Below are 19,663 nucleotides of genomic sequence, written 5' to 3'. Positions count from 1 at the left end.
TAGTATGACACGTAATAAAACTAGCTCCGGCCGGGAGGAACCCGTGGAATCCGAGCCGCAATCACCCGGCCGCCCGCGCGATCCGCAGAAGGATCGCGACGTGTTGGCGGCCACCCGGCAATTGCTGGTTGAGGTCGGATATCAACAGACCACGATCGCCGCGGTGGCCCGGCGCGCAGCCGTCGGCGCGCCCACCATCTATCGTCGCTGGCCGCGACGGGAGGCGCTGATCGAGGATGCCGCGTTCGGTCACGTCACACCGGCACCGCTGCCGGCCCCGACCGGTGACGTGCGCGCCGACCTGAGGGCCTGGGTCGAGACGTTTCTGACGTGGCTGGCCGCCCCGGTTACCCGGGCGGCCATCCCCGGTCTGCTGTTGGCCTATCAACACGACGACGGGCTCTACGCACGCCTGGTGGCGCGCAGCGAAGAGGATGTGCGGGCGCTGCTGGCCGAGCTGCTGGCCGCTGCCCACCTGCAGGCCCGCGCCGCGGCGGTGTTCGACCTGCTGGTTGCCGCCACCACCACGCGCGCGCTGACCTACGGGTTGGACGAGGCAGCCGATTTCTGTGACCGAACCGCCGATTCGCTTACCGCGCTGGCGTATTCGTCATGGCGCCCCGACCTCGCGGACCAACTCGATGGCCCTGCCCAGGGTGCGCAGCTTGGCAGCTAACGTGTCGCCCGCCGGATACAGTCGCACGGTGTTCACCCCGGCGTCCCGCCAAACCGCAAGCCGAGCCCGGACCATTTCCTCGGTGCCGATCAGCGTGGTGGCCAACACCATCTCGTCGGTCACCAGACCGGCCGCACCGGCGCGGTCGCCGCGCTGCCAGCGCTGTCGCACCAACGCGGCAACGTCGGCCCACCCTTGCCGGCCATAGGCCTGGTTGTAGTAGTTGGTGCTCGACGACCCCATGCCCCCGAGGCTGAACGCGAGTTCGGTCTTTCGGGCCGCGACCATGACGCGCAGTTCTTCTTCGTCGGACGCGAACGCCACCTCGGCACCCTGGCAGATGTCGAGGTCGGCGCGCGTGCGACCCGCCTCGGCCAGGCCGCTGTCAAGATGGGCGAAGTACGCCTCCCCCGCGCCCTCCGGAACAAAGCTGGTGCCCAGCCAGCCGTCGGCGATCCGACCGGTCAACCGCAGCATCGCCGGAGACAGCGCGGCCAGATAGATCGGAATGGCGTGCTCGGGCCGAATCGACAATCGCATCGGCACCGCTTCCCCGGCGGGGCGAGGGATCTGAAACTCCGTGCCGGAATGTGAGATTTTGCCCCCGGCGAACGCCTGGCGCACGATGTCGACGGTCTCGCGCATCCGGGCCAGCGGTCGGCGGAACGCGACTCCGTGCAGGCCCTCGATCACTTGCGGCCCGGACACGCCCAGGCCGAGCAGGAACCGCCCGCGCGACAGGTTGGACAGCGTGATCGCGGTCTGGGCGACCAGCGCGGGTGAGCGGGTACCGACCTGCAGGACACCGGAACCGAGCAGCATCCGGTCGGTGCGCGCCGCGAGATAGCCCAGCGCCGACGGCGCGTCGGAACCCCAGGCCTCGGCGACCCAGCAGACGTCGAGTCCCAGCCTTTCGGCCGCAATGGCGAACTCGACAACGTCCGGGCCACCAGACAACTCGACGGTTGTCGCGGTCCGCATCAACGCACCCCGTGCTCAGCCAGCCTCTTGATCGCCGCCAGCGTCCTGTCGATCGCGGTCTCGAACTCCCGCAGCCGCACGAACACGATCTTTTGCTCCTTGTCGGGCATCGCGTCGATCGCCGCCGACAACCCCGACCGGCCCGGTCCCAGCTGTGTCCAGTACGTCAAGGTGGTACCGCCACCTCGGGGCGTCAACCGGAATCGCCATGTCGCTGAGGGGTATTGGGGATCACCGACCGCCCAGGCGAATTCGCGTGACTCGTCGCAAACGACGATCTGTGACGTGGTGCTCCATTGTCCGAACGCGTCGTGTGCGTTGTGCCCGACGAACCGGGCCCCGACCCGGGGCCCGCCGGCTCCCGCTACCCACTCGACCGCTTGCAGCTCGTTGCTCAGGGTCGGCATCAGCGCGATATCGGAAACCAGACTCCATACCTTGCCCGGATCGGCGTCGATCCACGTCGAGGCTTCCACCGTTGGCATGTCCGCATAACGCGCGCCGGTCCACTCCACAGGGCTATTGTCCCCCCGGTCGGACCGTGGCGTCTGCACCAGATTTACGCGGCAGCGGGCACTGGATCGACCGGCTGGTCCCGGCGCACGCGCCGCTCCGGAAGCGTCAGCTTGACGATCTTGCGGACCACGGTGCCAAACTGGCGCAGCAGCGGGCCGCGGTTGTAGGGGATGCCGTAGCGCTCGCAGATCTCTTGCACCTCGGGCGCGATCTCGGCGTAGCGACGAGCCGGTATGTCCGGGAACAGATGGTGCTCGATCTGGTGCGACAGGTTGCCGGACAGCAGATGGAAGATTCTGCCGCCGGTAAGGTTCGCCGAGCCGAGAACCTGGCGGAAATACCACATGCCGCGCGACTCGTCTTTGGTCTCTGCCACGGTGAACTCCTGGGTGCCGTCCGGGAAGTGGCCGCAGAAGATGATCATGTAGGACCACACGTTGCGCATCAGGTTGGCCGACAGATTGCCGGCGAAGACGAAGGGGGCGAACGGCCCGGCCAGCAGCGGGAAGGCGACGTAGTCCTTCAGCGTCTGCCGGCGCGTCTTTTTCCAGATGGCGCGTAGCACCTCACGTTTGTCGGCGAGCCTGATCTCGCCGGCGCGCATGCGTTCGGTTTCCAGTTCGTGCAGCGCGACACCGTATTGGAACAGGACCATGAGCAAGAACGCGTAGACCGGGTTGCCGAGAAAGTACGGTTCCCAGGGCTGGTCTTCGCTCATCCGCAGGATGCCGTACCCGATGTCGCGGTCCATCCCCACGATGTTGGTGTGAGTGTGGTGCATGTAGTTGTGCGAGTGCCGCCATTGATCGGCCGGGCAGGCGGTGTCCCACTCGAACGAGCGGCCGGAGATGGCCGGGTCGCGCATCCAGTCGTACTGGCCGTGCATGACGTTGTGGCCGATCTCCATGTTGTCCAGGATCTTGGACAGGCCCAACATCGCCGTACCGGCCAGCCAGGCGGGCGGCAGTATCCCGGCGAACAGCAGCGCGCGTCCGCCCACTTCCAGTGCGCGCTGGGTCTTGATAACACGGCGAATGTAGTCGGCGTCCTGTTCGCCGAGGTCTGCCATCAAGCGTTCTTTGATGGCGTCGAGTTCGCGGCCGAATGCGTCGGCCTGTTCGGGGGTCAGGGTGATCTTGTTCTGTGCCATGGTTTTTCCTCCCAGGTCTGATGGCTGCTAAAGAGACAGGTCGACGTCGCCGACCGGGACGGACACACAGATCTGCACATCCTCGTCGGGAGCCCTCGACACGGCGCCGGTAACCAGGTTGCGTACGGTCCCGGAGGCCTTCCGCCGGGTGCACGTGTGGCAGATGCCCATCCGGCAGCCGCTGGCGGGTGTCAGTCCAACCGATTCGGCCTGCTCGAGCAGCGAGCGACCGTCATCGACGACGTCAACACCGCTGTCGGCGAAGGTGACTCGACCACCCGATGGATTTGCCGGCGGCTCCAACACCGGCGGCACGAAGCTTTCAGTGAGCACGTTTTCACAGTGCTTCCGGACGGCATCCACCAATGCGGTTGGCCCGCAGACGAACACCACATCGGGCGAGGGCATGGCTTGCGCGAGGTGGTCCGCACCGAACCGCCCGACCAGGTCGCCGTCATCCGAGCGGGTGTAGCCGTGCAACACCCGCGCCCGCGGCATCGCGGCCAGCTCGTCGCGGTAGCACGTCTCGGCCGCGGTACGGGAGTAGTGCACGAACGCGATCTCGCCCCGATGCCGCTCGGCGATCAGCGTGCGCAGCATCGCCATCACCGGCGTGATGCCGCTTCCGCCCGAGACGAACAGGATCCGGCCCGGCCGTTTCGCGGGCAGCATGAAATCGCCGCCGACACCGGCCAGGCCAACCACCATGCCGCGGCGGGCCCGCTGGTAGAGGTGGGTCGAAACCCGCCCGCCGTCGTGGCGGCCGATCGTCAGTTCCAGGTGGGAGCCGCCTTCGGCGTTGGCCGGTGAATAGCAGCGAGTGTGCCGGCGGCCATCGATGTCGACCGTGAGGTTGACGTACTGACCGGCCTTGAGGTCGTTGCCGGATGTGAAGGCGTCGTTGGGAGCCAGGGTGAGGGTGACGCTGCGCGGCGTGGTCCGCCGCACGTCGACGACCTTGGCGCGGGCCTCGCCCAGCGTCCACGTCGGCGCCACCAACTCGGTGTAGCGGTCCACGCCGTGTGGGCCGGTGAGCAAGTCGACCAGGTGCGAACCCAGGACTCGCTTCGTCAAAGTTTGAGTAAACATATGTACACTGTGTGGCGCGACACCGCTGGTCGTCAAGGCCTTTACCCAGCTCTGTGGTAGGGTTCACACAGTGAACGACCGTATTCCAAGCTCACGTCCACACCGCTCGGGCCGAGACCGCGCCCGCGACAGCCCCTCGCGGGAGGAGCGCAAAGAGGCGACGCGTCGCGCCATCATTTCCGCCGCGCTCAAGCTGCTCAACGACCGCAGCTTCAGTGGCCTGAGCCTGCGCGAGGTGACCCGCGAGGCCGGGATCGTGCCCGCGGCGTTCTACCGGCACTTCGAGTCGATGGAGGCCCTCGGACTGGTCCTGATCGACGAGTCGTTTCGCACCTTGCGCGACACCCTGCGTGGGGCGCGCGCCGGCAAGCTCGACCCAAACCGGGTGATCGAGTCGTCGGTCGAGATCCTGATCGCCAGCGTCGCCGAGCGACGTGAGCACTGGCGCCTCATCGGCCGGGAGCGTTCCAGCGGGCTTACGGTCCTGCGCTACGCCATCCGCACCGAAATCCGGCTGATCACCTCCGAGCTGGCCACCGACCTGGCGCGCTTCCCGGGGCTCAACGAGTGGAGCACCGAGGACCTCAACGTGCTGGCGACCTTGTTCGTCAACGCGATGATCGTCATCGCCGAGGCGATCGAAGACGCGCAGAGCGCCGAGGCGCTCGAAGAGATCCGGCGGATCGCCGTCAAGCAGCTGCGCATGATCGCCATCGGTGTCGCCGGCTGGAAAAGCAGCCCGTGAACCGAACCGGAGCTAGCGCGGGTCGCGCCACATCGCCCACAGCGTTGGACCGCCATTAGGCAGCTTCAACTCACGGGTGACGGTGAAGCCGAAACGTTCGTAGTAAGGCACGTTTTCGGGTTTGGTCGACTCAAGATAGGCCGGACAGTACTCGGCATCGCAGCGGTCGAGCCGTGATCGCATCAGCACCTGGCCGAAGCCCTGGCCGCGGACCGTCGGGTCGCTGCCGATGGCGAACAGATACCAGTGCGGCTCCTCAGGATGCGCCTTCTTCATGATGTCCTGCAGCGCACGTGCCGCCGCGGCACGGAATCCGAACACGCGGAGGAACGCCGGCATGGTCGCCAGCCCCGCTCGGCGCGCTGGCCGCCATCGATTCGGCGGATCCCACAATGCCGCCCCGCCGATATCCGGCCCGTCACAGGCAACTTCCACGCCGCCACCGCCGAGATTGTGATGGCGGGTCATCGTCGCGAACAACCGATACAGATGCGCGGTCCGTGTCTCGTCCTTGGGCAGCATCCAAGCCATAACCGGATCGTCGTAGAAAGCCCGGCTCATGGTGCGCGATAGTTCGCGCACATCGGCCCTGCGCGCCGGGCGGGCCTGCGGAGTCACGAAACCAGGCTAGTTCGTGCATCACCGATGCCGCAGCCCCGCCCGCCGACACCGTCACATCGGCACGATGGAGCCCGAAGGTGTCGTCGGTCGCCAGCGGGGTATTCCGACCTGATGAGGATCTCCCGGCGTGCGTTTGGGCGGCTAGCCGCCAGGGTTGGCGTGCTCGGCGCGGGCGGGTTGTCCACCGGCTGCACCGTGCGGGCCGACCGCGTCCCGCCAACCGGTCCAGCGCCATCCCCAACCAAGCCCGTCGGAATCGTGCTGTCGCATGAGCAATTTCGCACCGATCAGCTGGTGGCCCATGCTCAGGCCGCCGAACGAGCCGGCTTCCAATATGCCTGGGCCAGCGACCACCTGCAGCCGTGGCAGGACAACCAAGGCCACTCGATGTTCCCCTGGCTGACCCTGGCACTGGTGGGCAACAGCACCAGCCGCATCTCGTTTGGCACCGGGGTGACTTGCCCCATCTATCGCTACCATCCGGCTACGGTCGCCCAGGCATTCGCATCCTTGGCGATCCTGAGTCCGGGACGGGTGTTTTTGGGGCTCGGCACCGGTGAGCGGCTCAACGAACAGGCCGCCACCAGCGAGTTCGGGTCGTATGCCGAGCGCCATGATCGGCTGATCGAGGCCATCGAGCTGATCCGCCGGCTGTGGAGTGGTGAACGGACCTCGTTCGCGGGCACCCACTTTCGGACCGCCGATTTGCGGCTGTACGACCCGCCCCCCACGCCGCCGCCCATCTTTGTGGCGGCCAGCGGCCCCAAAAGCGCCGCACTGGCCGGCCAATACGGCGACGGCTGGATCACCCAGGCCGGCGACCTCAAGGACGCCAAGCTGCTGGCCGCGTTCGCCGCAGGCGCACAAGCCGCCGGGCGCGATCCCGCCAGCCTGGGTAAACGCGCCGAACTGTTCGCGGTCGTCGGGGACCGTTCCGAAGCCACCCGCGCGGCCACCCTATGGCGATTTACCGCCGGGGCCGTCGACCAACCCAATCCGGTCGAGATCCAGCGTGGTGCCGAGTCCAACCCGATCGACAAGGTGCTCGCCAACTGGGCGGTCGGCACCGATGCCGGCACCCACGTAACTGCGGTGCGAACGGTTCTCGACGCCGGTGCCATTCCCTTTCTCCGCTTTCCCCAGCAGGAACCCATCGCCGCCATCGAGTTCTATCGCGCCAACGTGCTACCCCAGCTGAACTAGAGCGTCCGCCCGTCGGGCGCAGGGTGGCTGGGTACTATAAGAGTTCTTCAAGCGTGTAGTCGAGATCCGGCGTCGGCTAGCCCGCGGAAGGAAGGGAATTCGTGCCGCAGGCACTCATGGAGGCGGTGGGCTTCCGGGTGGAGCCGCCGGCGCCGGCCGCCGCGGGATCCGCCTCAGGCCTCGACGCCGCCCAGGAAGCTGAACCTCCCCATAGTTGGCCGGGCAGTGGCCCGGCGACCACCTGAACCGCGGTGAGTCAGCGATGAGTGCGCTACTCACTGTGCTGGGCCTGCTGGCCTTCCTGCTACTGACGGCGGGAACCGCGTTGTTCGTCGCGGCTGAATTTTCGCTGGCGGCGCTGGAGCGCAGCACCGTAGACGCCAATGCCCGCACCGGCGGCCACCGCGACAAGATGGTGGCGCGCGCACACCGCACCCTGTCGTTTCAGCTGTCGGGAGCCCAGATCGGCATCTCGATCACGACGCTGATCACCGGCTACCTCGCCGAGCCGTTGCTCGCTGGACTGCTGCAACCGGTGTTGACCGCATTCGCGTTGCCCGAGCAACTTGCGCTGGCGGGTGCGTTGTTCCTGGCGCTGGTGATCGCCACATCGGTGTCGATGATCTTCGGGGAGCTGGTTCCGAAGAACCTGGCGGTGGCCCGACCACTTCGGACGGCTCGTGCCGCGGCGTGGCCGCAAGTCGTGTTCTCGTGGATCTTCGCTCCACTGATCTGGACCACGAACGGCAGCGCCAACTGGATCCTGCGACGGTTGGGTATCGAGCCCGCCGAGGAGCTGCGCTCCGCGCGCTCACCCCAAGAGCTGGTATCGCTGGTCCGCAACTCGGCGCGGCGCGGCGCTTTCGACCCGGCGACCGCGCAGCTGGTGGAGCGCTCATTGCAGTTCGGCACGCGCACCGCGGAGGAATTGATGACCCCGCGCACCGAGATCGAGGCGCTGCAAGCCAATGACACGGTCAGCGACCTGGTCACCAAGGCGATCCAGACCGGATACTCACGCTTCCCGATCGTGCACGGCGACCTGGACGCGACGATTGGCATCGTCCATATCAAGCAGGTGCTGCGGATCCCGCCGGCTGACCGGGCCGGCAAGCGGATGGCCGATCTAGCGCAGCCGGTCGCGATGGTTCCAGCGACGCTGGACGGGGACGCCGTGATGTCTCAGGTCCGCGCCAACGGGCTGCAGACCGCGTTGGTCGTCGACGAATACGGCGGCACAGCCGGAATGGTGACCGCGGAAGACCTGATCGAAGAGATCGTCGGTGACGTCCGCGACGAACACGACCCCGCGACGCCATCGGTGACGGCCACCGGCAACGGCTGGCAAGTCTCGGGGCTGCTGCGCATCGATGAGGTGGCCGCGGCTACCGGCTACCGCGCCCCCGACGGGGACTACGAAACCATTGGCGGCCTGGTCCTGCATGCGCTCGGCCACATTCCCGCGGAGGGGGAGAAGGTAGCGCTCACCACGTTCGACTCCGACGTGCACGAGCCGGGGCGGTGGTTGGCGACCGTGGAGCGGATGGACGGTCGACGCATCGATCAGCTACAACTCCTCGAGCTCGGCCGCGGACCCGCGCCGCCGGGAGGTGCGCGCTGATGGGCGATCTGTTCGGTGTGCTGCTGACCGTGCTGCTGCTCGCCGCAAACGCGTTTTTCGTCGGCGCGGAGTTCGCACTCATCGCAACGCGCCGTGACCGCCTCGAAGCCCTCGCCGCGCAGGGCAGGCGCCGCGCGGTGACCGTCATTCGCGCCGGGAAAGATCTCACGTTGATGCTCGCCGGCGCCCAGCTGGGCATCACCGTGTGTTCAATCCTGTTGGGCCGCATTGCCGAACCCGCCTTCGCCCACCTGCTGGAGAAGCCGTTCCAGCTATTCGGGGTGTCAGCCACGGTGCTGCACACCGTCTCGTTCGTCGTGGCGCTGACCATCATCGTGGTGGCCCACGTGCTGCTCGGCGAGATGGTGCCCAAGAACATTGCCATCGCCGGCCCAGAATCGATCGCGATGCTGCTAATCCCGCCCTACCTGATCTGGATACGCGTGGTGCGTCCGCTCATCGCATTCTGCAACTGGTGCGCCAACATCAGTCTGCGTGCGGTGCGGGTGCATACCAAAGACGAAATCGACGTCACGATATCCACCGTCGAATTGTCGGACATGATCACGGAATCGGTGTCGAAGGGCCTCCTGGACCCCGAGGAACACACCCGATTGACACGTGCGCTGCAGATCCGCGACCGTGCCGTCGCCGATGTCGCGGTGCCACTGAACGAGATCCATACCGTCGCGGTAGGCGCCGGCGATCGCGGTCCACGCGTCGGAGCGATCCAGCGGGCCATGGCCGAAACCGGGTACTCCCGCTTCCCCATTGCCGACGGGGCCGGCCAGTTGATCGGATACGTGCACATCAAGGATGTGCTTGGACAAACCGACCAGCCCGGCGCGATCGTCGAGCCGTCGTCCGTTCGCCCACTGCCGACGGTTTCCGCCGCGATGCCACTGGCGGATGCGCTATCGCGGCTGCGGCGCAACAACAGCCATCTCGCGCTGGTCACGACGAGCGACGGTACCGTCACGGCGATGGTGGCGCTGGAGGATCTGGTCGAAGACCTGGTGGGCACCGTGCGCGATGGGACCCACCGGGTGTGATGACATCCGGCTACGCCAGCGACTATTGCTCCGCACCTACGATGGGTATGGGTTCATCAGCGATGCCGGTGTAACGGTGCACCGGGGAACGGTTGGCGACGGTGTGGGACTTCGAAACAGACCCGGAATATCAAGCCAAGCTGGACTGGGTCGAAAAATTCATGGTCGACGAACTCGAACCGCTCGATCTGGTCGGCCCCGATCCCTACGACAAGAAGAACGCGGAAGTGATGGCGATCCTGCGGCCGTTGCAGCGGCGCGTGCAAGAGCAGGGACTGTGGGCCGCCCATCTGCGGCCCGAGCTGGGCGGACAGGGTTTCGGCCAAGTCAAGCTGGCGCTGCTCAACGAGATCCTGGGGCGCTCCCGATGGGCGCCATCGGTATTCGGTTGTCAGGCACCGGACTCGGGTAACGCCGAGATCCTGGCCCTCTTCGGCACCGACGAGCAAAAGGCCCGCTATCTGCAGCCACTGTTGGACGGCGAGATCACCTCCTGCTACTCGATGACCGAACCCCAGGGTGGGTCCGATCCCGGCCAGTTCGTTACCGCCGCGACCCGGGATGGCTCAGCACCCGATGGGGACTGGATCATCAACGGGGAGAAATGGTTCTCCACCAACGCCAAGCACGCATCGTTCTTCATCGTCATGGCGGTCACCAACCCCGATGCCCGAACGTACGAAAAGATGTCGCTGTTCATCGTTCCCGCCGAGACACCGGGCATCGAGATTGTGCGCAATGTCGGTGTCGCAGCGGAGTCCGCCAAGCACGCCAGCCATGGCTACGTTCGGTACAACGATGTCCGGGTACCGGCCGATCACGTGCTGGGCGGTGAAGGCCAGGCGTTCATGATCGCGCAGACCCGGCTCGGCGGCGGCCGCATCCATCACGCGATGCGCACAATCGCGCTGGCGCGCAGGGCATTTGACATGATGTGTGAGCGGGCCGTGTCCCGGCAGACCAGGCATGGACGGCTTTCCGATTTGCAGATGACCCAGGAGAAGATCGCCGACAGCTGGATCCAGATCGAGCAGTTCCGGCTGCTAGTGCTGCGTACCGCCTGGCTGATCGACAAGCACCAGGACTACCAGAAGGTGCGCCGCGACATCGCGGCGGTGAAGGTCGCCATGCCGCAGGTGCTCCACGACGTCGTGCAGCGTGCCATGCATCTGCACGGCGCGCTCGGCGTCTCCGATGAGATGCCGTTCGTCAAGATGATGGTGGCTGCCGAGTCGCTCGGCATCGCCGACGGCGCCACCGAACTGCACAAGATGACAGTCGCCCGCCGCACTTTGCGTGAATACCAGCCTGTGACAACGCCTTTCCCATCTCAACACATACCCACCCGGCGCGCCGACGCCCAGGCCCGGCTAGCCGAACGCCTGGAGCGCTCCATCGCCGAATTCTGACCGCGGCGCTGGCGCCGACGAGGCCCCTGCCGCGGGGCCAGCTCCGTCACGAAACGTAGCGAACCACGCTTTCGGCGACACACGCCGGCTTTGCCGACCCCTCAACCTCTACAACGGTCGACACCGTCGCCTGAACCGCGCCGTTGCCGACGTCTTCGACACCAACCAACGAACTCTGGGCGCGCACCCTGGAACCGACCGGCACCGGAGCGGGAAAGCGAACCTTGTTGAGCCCGTAGTTGATTGCCAGCTTTATGCCCTTGACGGTGTACATCTCATGCTGCAGGCGCGGCAGCAGCGACAGTGTCATGAAACCGTGAGCGATGGTCTTGCCGAACGGACCAGCGGCCGCTCGTTCCGGGTCGACATGGATCCACTGATGATCGCCGGTCGCATCGGCAAACAGGTTGACGTCTTCTTGAGTAATGGTCACCCAGTCGCTCTGGCCAATGGTCTGGCCCGCGGCGGCGGCGAGGTCGGCGACGGACTCGAAGGTGCGCATGGCATTCTCTCCTCTGCTCGGGGTAAGCATAAAACCTGTGCGGCTACTGCTGATCGCCGATACCCATGTCCCAACGCGCGCACCCGACCTGTCCGAACAGGTGTGGGACGAAGTCGAGCGGGCCGATGTCGTCGTGCACGCCGGCGACTGGGTTTCGCTGGAGTTGCTCGACGAGCGCCAGGCCAGGGCCGCGCGGTCGCTCGCGTGCTGGGGAAACAACGACGGGCCGCGGTTGCGCTCACGATTGCCGGCACGTGCGGACGCGGTGTTCGTCGGACTGCGCTTCACCGTGGTCCACGAGGCGGGCGCGGCGGCCGGGCGCCAGACGCGAGTGTCGCGGCTCTACCCGCACAGTGACGTACTGGTATTCGGTCACAGCCACATCCCGTGGGACACGACGGCCGCAACCGTAACCAACGGCGCCCTGCCGACGGTCGTCCTGCATGAGGTTGAGTAAACGGGCCGACTCTCAATCGTTAGCCAACCGCGACGTTGCGCTCCGGGCGCGCCGGACGATTTGCGCCTTCGCCTGTGTTTCACTCGCCCAGAACACATTTCGACCGCGACTAGCGGCAGATGAAAGTTGGGATGGATAGGAGCCATGAAGTTCGTTGCAAAGTTGCGTGACGCAGCGGCAACACTGCCGCGCCGGCTGGCTATTGCCGCCATAGGGGCTGCCCTGGTCTACGGTCTGGTCGGTACCTTCGGCGGCCCCACCGCGGGGGCATTCTCCAGGCCGGGCCTGCCAGTGGAGTATCTGCAGGTGCCATCGCCGTCGATGGGCCGCGACATCAAGGTTCAATTCCAGGGCGGCGGACCGCACGCCGTCTACCTGCTCGACGGTCTGCGCGCGCAGGACGACTACAGCGGCTGGGACATCAACACCCCGGCCTTCGAGGAGTACTACCAGTCGGGCCTTTCGATGGTGATGCCGGTCGGCGGCCAGTCCAGCTTCTACACCGACTGGTACCAACCTTCGCAGGGCAACGGCCAGGGCTACACCTACAAGTGGGAGACATTCCTGACCAGGGAGATGCCCGCGTGGCTGCAGGCCAACAAGGGCGTTTCGCCGACCGGTAACGCGGCGGTCGGGCTTTCCATGTCGGGTGGATCCGCGCTGATTATGGCCGCGTACTACCCGCAGCAGTTCCCCTACGCATCCTCGTTGTCGGGATTCCTCAACCCGTCCGAAGGCTGGTGGCCGACGCTGATCGGCCTGGCGATGAACGACTCGGGCGGCTACAACGCCAATAGCATGTGGGGTCCGTCCACCGACCCGGCCTGGAAACGCAATGACCCGATGGTCCAGATTCCGCGTCTGGTCGCCAACAACACCCGGATCTGGGTCTACTGCGGTAACGGCACACCGAGCGACCTCGGCGGTGACAACATGCCGGCGAAATTCCTGGAAGGCCTCACGCTACGAACCAACGAGACCTTCCGGGACACCTACGCGGCCTCCGGGGGACGCAACGGGGTGTTCAACTTCCCGCCCAACGGAACGCACTCGTGGCCCTACTGGAACCAGCAGTTGGTTGCCATGAAGGCCGACATCCAGCAGGTGCTCAACGGGGGCAACAACCCCGCTTGAGCCGCCCCGGCAATACCTAGTCGACATCGGCAGCAGCGCAACGGCCAGCGCTGCTGCCGATGTTCGTTGGTGGTGCCGCTACTTCAACAGGGCTCGGCGGTCGGAGTGGAAGTAGGTGTAGCCGGTCGTCACCGCGCACACGACGGCGGCGGCCGCCAGCATCTGGGTACCGCTGACAACCAGGCTGATGATGCCACCGACTGCGGCCCCGGCGCTAAAGCTGGCGAAAAGCAGAAAATAGCCGAGCCAGTCCGCGGCGTTGCCACCGGCGCGTCGACCGGCAATGTGGCGTTCAATGCCCTGGCCCATCTTGACCAGCGTGCCGGTTACGTAACTCAACGGGACCGACACCTCGCCATCCTTGACAAACGATGTGTTCAACGCGCCAATGCCGAAGACGACGAGCAGAATTGGCAGGAAATCGAGCTGGGTGTCTTCCCAGCCACCAATCAGGATGTCGAGCGCGGTGGCGCCCACCAGACTGAACGTGGTCAGCACGGTCGGGCCGTGCGGATGGTCCACCCACAAATGCCGCCTGCACACCGAAGCCACCACTACGCCGAGCACGAAGCACAGCATGAGCAGCGCCGCTGTGATCGATAGCCACGCGTCCTCGCGGAAGACTCCCAGTACGGCCCGTTGTGCGTTGCCGGTCATAAATGTCACGAAATATCCGGCTGAGTGGGTATAGGCGGTAGCCCCGAGCACCCCGGCCAGCACCGCCAGCACCCAGGACAATCGGGCTTCGCTGTCGAAAATGTTGGAAATGTCGTCTCTTGCCACCCGGCCATGCTTCCAGATACCTGCGGCGCGTGCAGGGGACGACCATGCGGGCAAACCCGCCAGCCGGGCGACCAAGCGGCGCCCAAACGGCCCGTTGCTGAGCCCGACCAATTGACCTAGCCGGCAGTGAGCCGCGCGATCGATCGCAGCGGAATCGGCAGCCATCCGGGCCGGTGCCGTGCCTCATAGCCCGTCTCATAGACCGCCTTGTCGAGTTCGTAGGCGCCCAGCAGCAGCGCCGAATCTCGCGGGTCGATTCCCGACGCGGCCGCGTAGCCGTCACAGAACGCGGCGCGGTTGCGCTCGACCCATTCCCGGGCGCGAGCGGCAAGTTGTTTGTCGGCGGCCTGGTCCACCAGCGGCCCGTAGGCCGCGTACTCGAAGGAACGCAACACGCCGGCCACGTCGCGCAACGGCGAGTCGGGCGCCCGCCGTTCATCCAGGGGCTGGCCCGGCTCGCCTTCAAAGTCGATCAGCAGCCAGGTTTCCGGGGTACGCAGCACCTGTCCCAGGTGCAGGTCACCGTGCACCCGCTGGACGGAGATCGCTTCGGCCGCGAGCTTCTGGAACTGCTGTTCGAGCGTTGCCGCGTACTCCTTGAGCGCGGGCACCACCGCCACGGTCGACGACAGCCGCGCCAGCATGCGGTCGACCGGGAACGTTGCCTGCGTGGTCCCCAGGCTGTCGGCCAGCGTGGCGTGCACGGACGCAACGGCCTCACCGAGGCGATAGGACTCGCCGGCGAAGTCGCCGCCGACTTCGTGGGCATACAGGTCGCCCTCGGCGAAGAGGTCACGAACGCTGGCGGTGGCCATCGCCCAGCCTTCGGCCGCATTCGCCTCATAGTCGGTCGCCATGCCCAGGGAGCAAGCCGTGCCATCGGCTGGCGAAACATCGGGCGCCGGCATGGCTATTTCGTAGGCGCCGAGCAGCCGGGCCACGTGCGGGTTACCGGCGCGGGCGAGCACGCGGTTAAGTTCGATGTCAGGGTTGATCCCGGTGCTGACCCGACGGAACACCTTGAGGATCGCCCGGCGATCGAAAATCACGCTGGTATTGCTCTGCTCGGCATCTGAAACTCGCGGTGCCCCGTCGAGGGGCAGCTCTACGCCGGGCTCCCCGGCGAAGGTCACCGTACTGGGGGACGAGCCACGGACGGCGGACGAGGCGATCAGCGACAGCAGAAACTGGGGCGCGGCGACGTCGTACAGGGCGTCGAAGCCGGTGCGACCGTCGGCCTCGCCGATGGTGGCCTTCGTGGTGTATTCGGACACCGGCTCGGAATCCCACCCGACGATCACCTGGTAGCGCTCGGACGCACCATCGGTGTAGGCGACGTCGACTAGCGCCAGGTCGAGGTCGTCGCGCAGCGGAACGACTAGGCCTGGCCCGGCGGCGGCCAGCTCACGGTTGCGCCCGGCATACCAACGTTGCTGCGGAAGCCAGTCCGACCATGGCAGCTTGGCCGGCAGCGTGTCCGAAGGATTCATAGGCGCCGCTCTCCCCCTCTCCGCTTCGCGGCTGGGAGGTACCCCCACCTCATCGCTTCGCGCTGCATCGTCGCCGCGAGTCATATGCGCCGCTCCTCCTCATCGCTTCGCGCTGCATCGTCGCCGCGAGTCATATGCGCCGCTCCTCCTCATCGCTTCGCGCTGCATCGTCGCCGGCGCGGGTCATCGCTCCTCCTCAGGTGCGGTCAACTGGAACCAGTAGAACCCGTGTCCCGGCAGCGTTAGCAGATAAGGTAGGTGGCCGATGCGTGGGAACTCCACGTGCCCGGTCAGTTCGACCGGCGTGTAGTTGGTCCATTGCTGTAAGTCCAGTTCGATGGGCTGCGGGAATCGCGACAGGTTGTTGACGCAGAGCACGGTGTCGCCGCCATCGCCGGCCACTCGGCGCAGGTAGGCGAGTACCGACGGGTTGGACCCACCCAGTTCTTGGAACGTCCCGACCGCGAACGCGTCGTGCCGGCGCCGCACGGCCAGCATGGTGCGGGTGAAGTTGAGCAGCGATGTCGAGGTATCGCGCTGCGCCTCGACGTTGACGGCCTGGTACCCGTAGACCGGATCCTGGCTGGGCGGCAGGTACAGCCGACCGGGATTGGCGGTGGAGAAGCCCGCGTTGCGGTCCGGAGTCCACTGCATGGGGATGCGCACGCCGTCGCGATCCCCCAGCCAGATCACGTCGCCCATCCCGATCTCGTCGCCGTAGTAGAGGACCGGCGAGCCGGGCAGCGATAGCAGCAGCGCGGTGAACAGCTCGATCTGGTTACGGTCGTTGTCGAGCAGCGGCGCCAGCCGACGACGAATACCGACATTCGCCTTCATCCGCGGATCCTTGGCGTATTCGGCATACATGTAGTCGCGCTCTTCGTCGGTGACCATTTCCAACGTCAACTCGTCATGATTGCGCAGAAATATCCCCCACTGCGCCATGTCCGGGATCGGCGGCGTTTGGGCGATGATCTCCGAGATCGGAAACCGGGACTCCCGGCGGACGGCCATGAAGATGCGCGGCATCAGCGGGAAGTGGAAGGCCATGTGGCATTCGTCGCCGCCGGTGCTGGGGTCGCCGAAATACTCGACCACATCGCCCGGCCACTGGTTGGCCTCAGCCAGCAGCATCCGGCCGGGGAATTCGTCGTCCACCACCTTGCGGACCCGCTTGAGGAAGGCGTGCGTCTCGGGCAGGTTCTCGCAGTTGGTGCCCTCACGCTCAAAGAGATAGGGCACCGCATCCAATCGAAATCCGTCGATGCCCAGGCCGAGCCAGAAGCGAATGACGTCGATCATCGCTTCCTGGACGGCCGGGTTGTCGTAGTTCAGATCCGGCTGGTGGGAGAAGAACCGGTGCCAATAGAACTGGCGACGGACCGGATCGAACGTCCAGTTGGACTCTTCGGTGTCGACGAAGATGATCCGGGCGTCGGTGTAGCGCTCACTGGTGTCGCTCCACACGTAGTAGTCGCCGTATGGCCCGTCCGGGTCGCGCCGGGACTCCTGGAACCACGGGTGCGACTCCGAGGTGTGATTCATCACCAGGTCGGTGATGACCCGGATGCCTCGCCGGTGGGCGGCGTCGACCAGTGCAACGAAATCGTCGACGGTGCCGAACTCGGGCAGCACCTTGTAGAAGTCGCGGATGTCGTAGCCGCCGTCTCGCAGCGGTGAGTCGTAGAACGGCGGCAGCCACAGGCAGTCGATGCCGAGCCACTGCAGGTAGTCCAGGCGGTCGATGAGTCCGCGCAGATCGCCGGAACCGTCGGCATTGCCGTCAACGAACGCCCGGACCAGCACCTCGTAAAAGACGGCGTGCTTGAACCAGGTCGGGTCGGCGGGTAATGCGGCGGCGTGACCGAAGTCCGTGGCATTCGGGTGCTCGACCACGCCTCCTTCGACGTGACTACCCTCGGTCCGATGGTGCTCGACGATGTCCTCCGCGTCGTTCATTGAGTCCACGATGCCACGCGTACCCGAGGCCGAACTCGGGGCGTCACGCGGCAATCACGGCCGGCGCCAGACGAATTGGCTGGCCGGCGGTGGTATCCGCCGCGAGGTCAGGCCGGGGGTCCCTCCGCCAATGTCACCTTCTCCGTGCGCGTGCCGCCCGACTTGGTTTGCCAGGTCACCGAGATGACATCGCCGGGATGATGGCCGTTGAGCGCATCCGCCATCGCGGTGGCCGAGTTGATCGGAACGCCGTCGACTGACGTGACCACGTCGCCGTTGGCGATCCCGAGACTGGCCGCCGGAGCGCTGCCGACCACGCGTTGGACCCGTGCGCCGTTGCCGTTGTTGTCGACAACACCCAAGCCGAGGAAGGCTGTCGGCCCGATGTGCACGGTGGGCGACCCGCCGCCCGATCGAATCTGCCCTGCGATCGCCATCGCCTGGCCGATCGGGATGGCAAAGCCCTGCCCGCCCTGGGACAGCTGGAAGTTGTCGGACGCGGCCGTGTTCATGCCGACCACCTGCCCTATGCCGTTGACAACGGGCCCGCCCGAATCACCGGGTTGGATCGGGGCATCGAACTGGATCAACCCGTTCAGCGTCTCCTCCGCACCGGTCAGGGAGTCGGACGCCTGGACGGTTTGGCCGAGCGCGACCACCCGGCCGGGCACCGCACGCGGCGTTCCACCCTGCCCACCGCTGTTGCCCATCGCGACGACGGGCTCGCCAACCGCGACCCCGCCACCAATCGCCGCGGACGGGAGGCCACCGGCACCGCGCAGCTGCAGCACCGCGACATCCTGGGTGCGGTCGTAGCCGACCACGTCGACGCCGTAGGTTTGGCCGGAGCCGACGCTGAACGCATTGATATCGGTGGCGCCCGAGATCACGTGGTTATTCGTCAGCACGACGCCGTTGGGGTCGATGACAATGCCGGTCCCGGCTCCCACGGCGTTGTTGTAGCCCAGTTTGGTGTTGATGTTGACCACCTGCGGACCCACCTGGGCGACCATCGCCGACGGGTCGAGGGGCAGCGCCGGGAATTCGGCGAACCGATCCTGCGCCAATGTGGACGGCGCCGCGTGCGCCGGCGCCGTCGCCAGGCCCAGACCGATGACAGTCAGCACGCTCAATAACCATGACCACCTGAGTGGGCGGCGGCGCAATTTGCTCATCCCGTTACCTCCTGCATCGGGTATTTAACAGAATTGTCCCAGCCTTTAGGTCCGGGCGGCAGGAATTTCTTACACCAACGTAGTCCAGATAGCCAGCTCAGCGGATGGTCGGGTCCCAGACCTGCGTGGATCACCCGCGTTCCGAGCTGGGCCGCGCGACGGGATGGGTCAGATGGTGGCTGACATCGCCGACCATGTCGATGAGGGTGAGGTCGCGGTAGGAGTAGCGCCATTGACCGTCGACGCACACGAAGTGGTCGTGGTAACGCCCCGCGACGATCGTTTGCAGCCCAAACTCTTCGGTCTGCTGCAGCACCGTGTAATAGCTACGGCAGCGAGCCGTCGCACCGTCGTTATCGACCTCGATGATCGGATTGCTGACGAGGTGCTTGGTTCTCGGCGTCCCATCCGGATAGAGCACGATCAACGACCGCCAAATCCCCAGCAACCCGGCCGCATCGATCGTGTCTTGGTCACCGCCGCGACCGCCAACCCTGATGCGGGCGTGCTCGAACAGCGCCGCGGCGCCCGCCAGATCGCCGGTGTCGATGCATTCGGCATACCGATAGAGGAGGTTGGTGATCTGCGTCTCCGCCAGCATGAGCCCAACCTAGCTCGGGTCTTAAGCTGACCGGGTGGGGGAATTCGACCCGAAGGCCCGGTTCGCCCAGTCCCCGGTGGCGCGGCTGGCGACGATCACACCCGACGGAAGACCCCACCTGGTGCCAGTGGTGTTCGCGGTCGGCGCTGCCGGCCCGGCGGCCCGGGCCGGCGAAGTTGTTGTCTACACCGCCGTCGACGCCAAGCCGAAAACGACGCAACGGCTGCGCCGCCTCACCAACATCGAGAGCAATTCAGTGGCCAGCGTGCTGGTCGATGGCTACACCGACGATTGGACGCGGTTGTGGTGGGTCCGGGCCGACGGGATCGCCGCGATTCACCGTGACGACGAGGTGATGTACACCGGATACCGACTGCTGCGTGCTAAATACGCTCAGTACCAATCGGTTCCGTTAAACGGCCCGGTGATCGCGATCACCGTGCACCGCTGGTCCAGCTGGCACGCCTGACCAGACCCAGCCGCCACACCGGTAGCGCGT

The 19,663-nt window shown here is 66.1% G+C and carries 21 protein-coding genes; 10 read left to right on the top strand and 11 right to left on the bottom strand.

The features are described from left to right. Nucleotides 1-4: 4 nt before the first annotated feature. Entirely contained in the window at nucleotides 5-676 is a 672-nt protein-coding gene (locus AADZ55_RS01185) for a TetR/AcrR family transcriptional regulator (protein ID WP_085324097.1), read from the top strand. Here the strand turns inward: AADZ55_RS01185 and AADZ55_RS01180 are convergent. The 4 genes from AADZ55_RS01180 to AADZ55_RS01165 are packed head-to-tail and all read right to left on the bottom strand — an operon-like array spanning nucleotide 611 to nucleotide 4,412. After that, on the bottom strand, nucleotides 611-1,657 hold the full coding sequence (locus AADZ55_RS01180; protein WP_085324098.1) for an LLM class flavin-dependent oxidoreductase: 1,047 nt from the start codon (nucleotides 1,655-1,657) through the stop codon (nucleotides 611-613). The two genes, AADZ55_RS01185 and AADZ55_RS01180, sit on opposite strands and share 66 nt — an antisense overlap. Further along, a complete protein-coding gene (locus AADZ55_RS01175; RefSeq protein WP_085324099.1) occupies nucleotides 1,657-2,172 on the bottom strand; it encodes an SRPBCC family protein in 516 nt (171 codons plus the stop codon). Before AADZ55_RS01175 ends, AADZ55_RS01180 begins: the two co-directional genes overlap by 1 nt. A gap of 44 nt (nucleotides 2,173-2,216) precedes the next feature. Then, nucleotides 2,217-3,323, bottom strand: a complete 1,107-nt coding sequence (locus tag AADZ55_RS01170; RefSeq protein WP_085324100.1) for a fatty acid desaturase family protein — start codon at nucleotides 3,321-3,323, stop codon at nucleotides 2,217-2,219. 27 nt (nucleotides 3,324-3,350) lie between these two features. Continuing rightward, on the bottom strand, nucleotides 3,351-4,412 hold the full coding sequence (locus tag AADZ55_RS01165) for a ferredoxin reductase (protein ID WP_085324101.1): 1,062 nt from the start codon (nucleotides 4,410-4,412) through the stop codon (nucleotides 3,351-3,353). A gap of 70 nt (nucleotides 4,413-4,482) precedes the next feature. Here AADZ55_RS01165 and AADZ55_RS01160 point away from each other — a divergent pair, with 70 nt between their 5' ends. Further along, nucleotides 4,483-5,157, top strand: a complete 675-nt coding sequence (locus AADZ55_RS01160; protein WP_085324102.1) for a TetR family transcriptional regulator — start codon at nucleotides 4,483-4,485, stop codon at nucleotides 5,155-5,157. A gap of 12 nt (nucleotides 5,158-5,169) precedes the next feature. Here the strand turns inward: AADZ55_RS01160 and AADZ55_RS01155 are convergent, their stop codons facing one another. Next, the gene (locus AADZ55_RS01155; protein WP_085324103.1) at nucleotides 5,170-5,775 is read right to left on the bottom strand and encodes a GNAT family N-acetyltransferase; all 606 of its coding nucleotides are present in this window, start codon (nucleotides 5,773-5,775) and stop codon (nucleotides 5,170-5,172) included. Between the two features lie 111 nt (nucleotides 5,776-5,886). Here AADZ55_RS01155 and AADZ55_RS01150 point away from each other — a divergent pair, with 111 nt between their 5' ends. The 5 genes from AADZ55_RS01150 (at nucleotide 5,887) to AADZ55_RS01130 (ending at nucleotide 11,063) form a co-directional block, all read left to right on the top strand. After that, nucleotides 5,887-6,981: a F420-dependent hydroxymycolic acid dehydrogenase gene (locus AADZ55_RS01150; protein WP_119184909.1), complete on the top strand. Its 1,095-nt coding sequence runs from the start codon at nucleotides 5,887-5,889 to the stop codon at nucleotides 6,979-6,981. 101 nt (nucleotides 6,982-7,082) lie between these two features. Continuing rightward, nucleotides 7,083-7,226 (top strand): hypothetical protein, encoded by a 144-nt coding sequence (locus AADZ55_RS01145; RefSeq protein WP_165759344.1) that lies wholly within the window; start codon nucleotides 7,083-7,085, stop codon nucleotides 7,224-7,226. Nucleotides 7,227-7,243: 17 nt separating this feature from the next. Then, nucleotides 7,244-8,602, top strand: a complete 1,359-nt coding sequence (locus AADZ55_RS01140) for a hemolysin family protein (protein WP_085324105.1) — start codon at nucleotides 7,244-7,246, stop codon at nucleotides 8,600-8,602. Then, nucleotides 8,602-9,654 (top strand): hemolysin family protein, encoded by a 1,053-nt coding sequence (locus tag AADZ55_RS01135; RefSeq protein ID WP_085324106.1) that lies wholly within the window; start codon nucleotides 8,602-8,604, stop codon nucleotides 9,652-9,654. Before AADZ55_RS01140 ends, AADZ55_RS01135 begins: the two co-directional genes overlap by 1 nt. A 101-nt stretch (nucleotides 9,655-9,755) precedes the next feature. Beyond that, complete coding sequence (locus tag AADZ55_RS01130; RefSeq protein ID WP_085324191.1) at nucleotides 9,756-11,063, top strand: acyl-CoA dehydrogenase family protein; 1,308 nt, start codon at nucleotides 9,756-9,758, stop codon at nucleotides 11,061-11,063. A gap of 46 nt (nucleotides 11,064-11,109) precedes the next feature. Here AADZ55_RS01130 and AADZ55_RS01125 read toward each other — a convergent pair whose 3' ends face one another. After that, nucleotides 11,110-11,565 (bottom strand): MaoC family dehydratase, encoded by a 456-nt coding sequence (locus AADZ55_RS01125; protein ID WP_085324107.1) that lies wholly within the window; start codon nucleotides 11,563-11,565, stop codon nucleotides 11,110-11,112. Between the two features lie 37 nt (nucleotides 11,566-11,602). Between AADZ55_RS01125 and AADZ55_RS01120 the strand changes: the two genes are divergently transcribed. Continuing rightward, nucleotides 11,603-12,022 carry a metallophosphoesterase family protein gene (locus tag AADZ55_RS01120; protein WP_085324108.1) on the top strand — a complete coding sequence of 140 codons (420 nt, stop codon included), beginning with the start codon at nucleotides 11,603-11,605 and terminating at the stop codon, nucleotides 12,020-12,022. A gap of 144 nt (nucleotides 12,023-12,166) precedes the next feature. Next, entirely contained in the window at nucleotides 12,167-13,156 is a 990-nt protein-coding gene (gene ag85C, locus AADZ55_RS01115) for a diacylglycerol acyltransferase/mycolyltransferase Ag85C (protein ID WP_085324109.1), read from the top strand. 78 nt (nucleotides 13,157-13,234) lie between these two features. Here the strand turns inward: ag85C and AADZ55_RS01110 are convergent, their stop codons facing one another. From AADZ55_RS01110 to AADZ55_RS01090, 5 genes are all read right to left on the bottom strand, one after another. Further along, nucleotides 13,235-13,924 (bottom strand): YoaK family protein, encoded by a 690-nt coding sequence (locus AADZ55_RS01110; RefSeq protein ID WP_085324192.1) that lies wholly within the window; start codon nucleotides 13,922-13,924, stop codon nucleotides 13,235-13,237. Nucleotides 13,925-14,055: 131 nt separating this feature from the next. Further along, nucleotides 14,056-15,429 carry a maltokinase N-terminal cap-like domain-containing protein gene (locus AADZ55_RS01105; protein WP_085324110.1) on the bottom strand — a complete coding sequence of 458 codons (1,374 nt, stop codon included), beginning with the start codon at nucleotides 15,427-15,429 and terminating at the stop codon, nucleotides 14,056-14,058. Nucleotides 15,430-15,612: 183 nt separating this feature from the next. Continuing rightward, on the bottom strand, nucleotides 15,613-17,388 hold the full coding sequence (gene treS / locus AADZ55_RS01100) for a maltose alpha-D-glucosyltransferase (RefSeq protein ID WP_085324111.1): 1,776 nt from the start codon (nucleotides 17,386-17,388) through the stop codon (nucleotides 15,613-15,615). Nucleotides 17,389-17,495: 107 nt separating this feature from the next. Beyond that, nucleotides 17,496-18,563, bottom strand: coding sequence for a S1C family serine protease (locus AADZ55_RS01095; RefSeq protein WP_085324112.1), 1,068 nt, complete (start codon nucleotides 18,561-18,563; stop codon nucleotides 17,496-17,498). 130 nt (nucleotides 18,564-18,693) lie between these two features. After that, the gene (locus AADZ55_RS01090; RefSeq protein WP_085324113.1) at nucleotides 18,694-19,164 is read right to left on the bottom strand and encodes a nuclear transport factor 2 family protein; all 471 of its coding nucleotides are present in this window, start codon (nucleotides 19,162-19,164) and stop codon (nucleotides 18,694-18,696) included. Between the two features lie 34 nt (nucleotides 19,165-19,198). Between AADZ55_RS01090 and AADZ55_RS01085 the strand changes: the two genes are divergently transcribed. Continuing rightward, a complete protein-coding gene (locus tag AADZ55_RS01085; protein ID WP_085324114.1) occupies nucleotides 19,199-19,633 on the top strand; it encodes a TIGR03668 family PPOX class F420-dependent oxidoreductase in 435 nt (144 codons plus the stop codon). Nucleotides 19,634-19,663 lie beyond the last annotated feature (30 nt).

This window comes from Mycobacterium decipiens, assembly GCF_963853665.1.
Taxonomy (GTDB): domain Bacteria; phylum Actinomycetota; class Actinomycetes; order Mycobacteriales; family Mycobacteriaceae; genus Mycobacterium; species Mycobacterium decipiens.
This window is presented reverse-complemented; position numbering and strand designations above follow the sequence as displayed.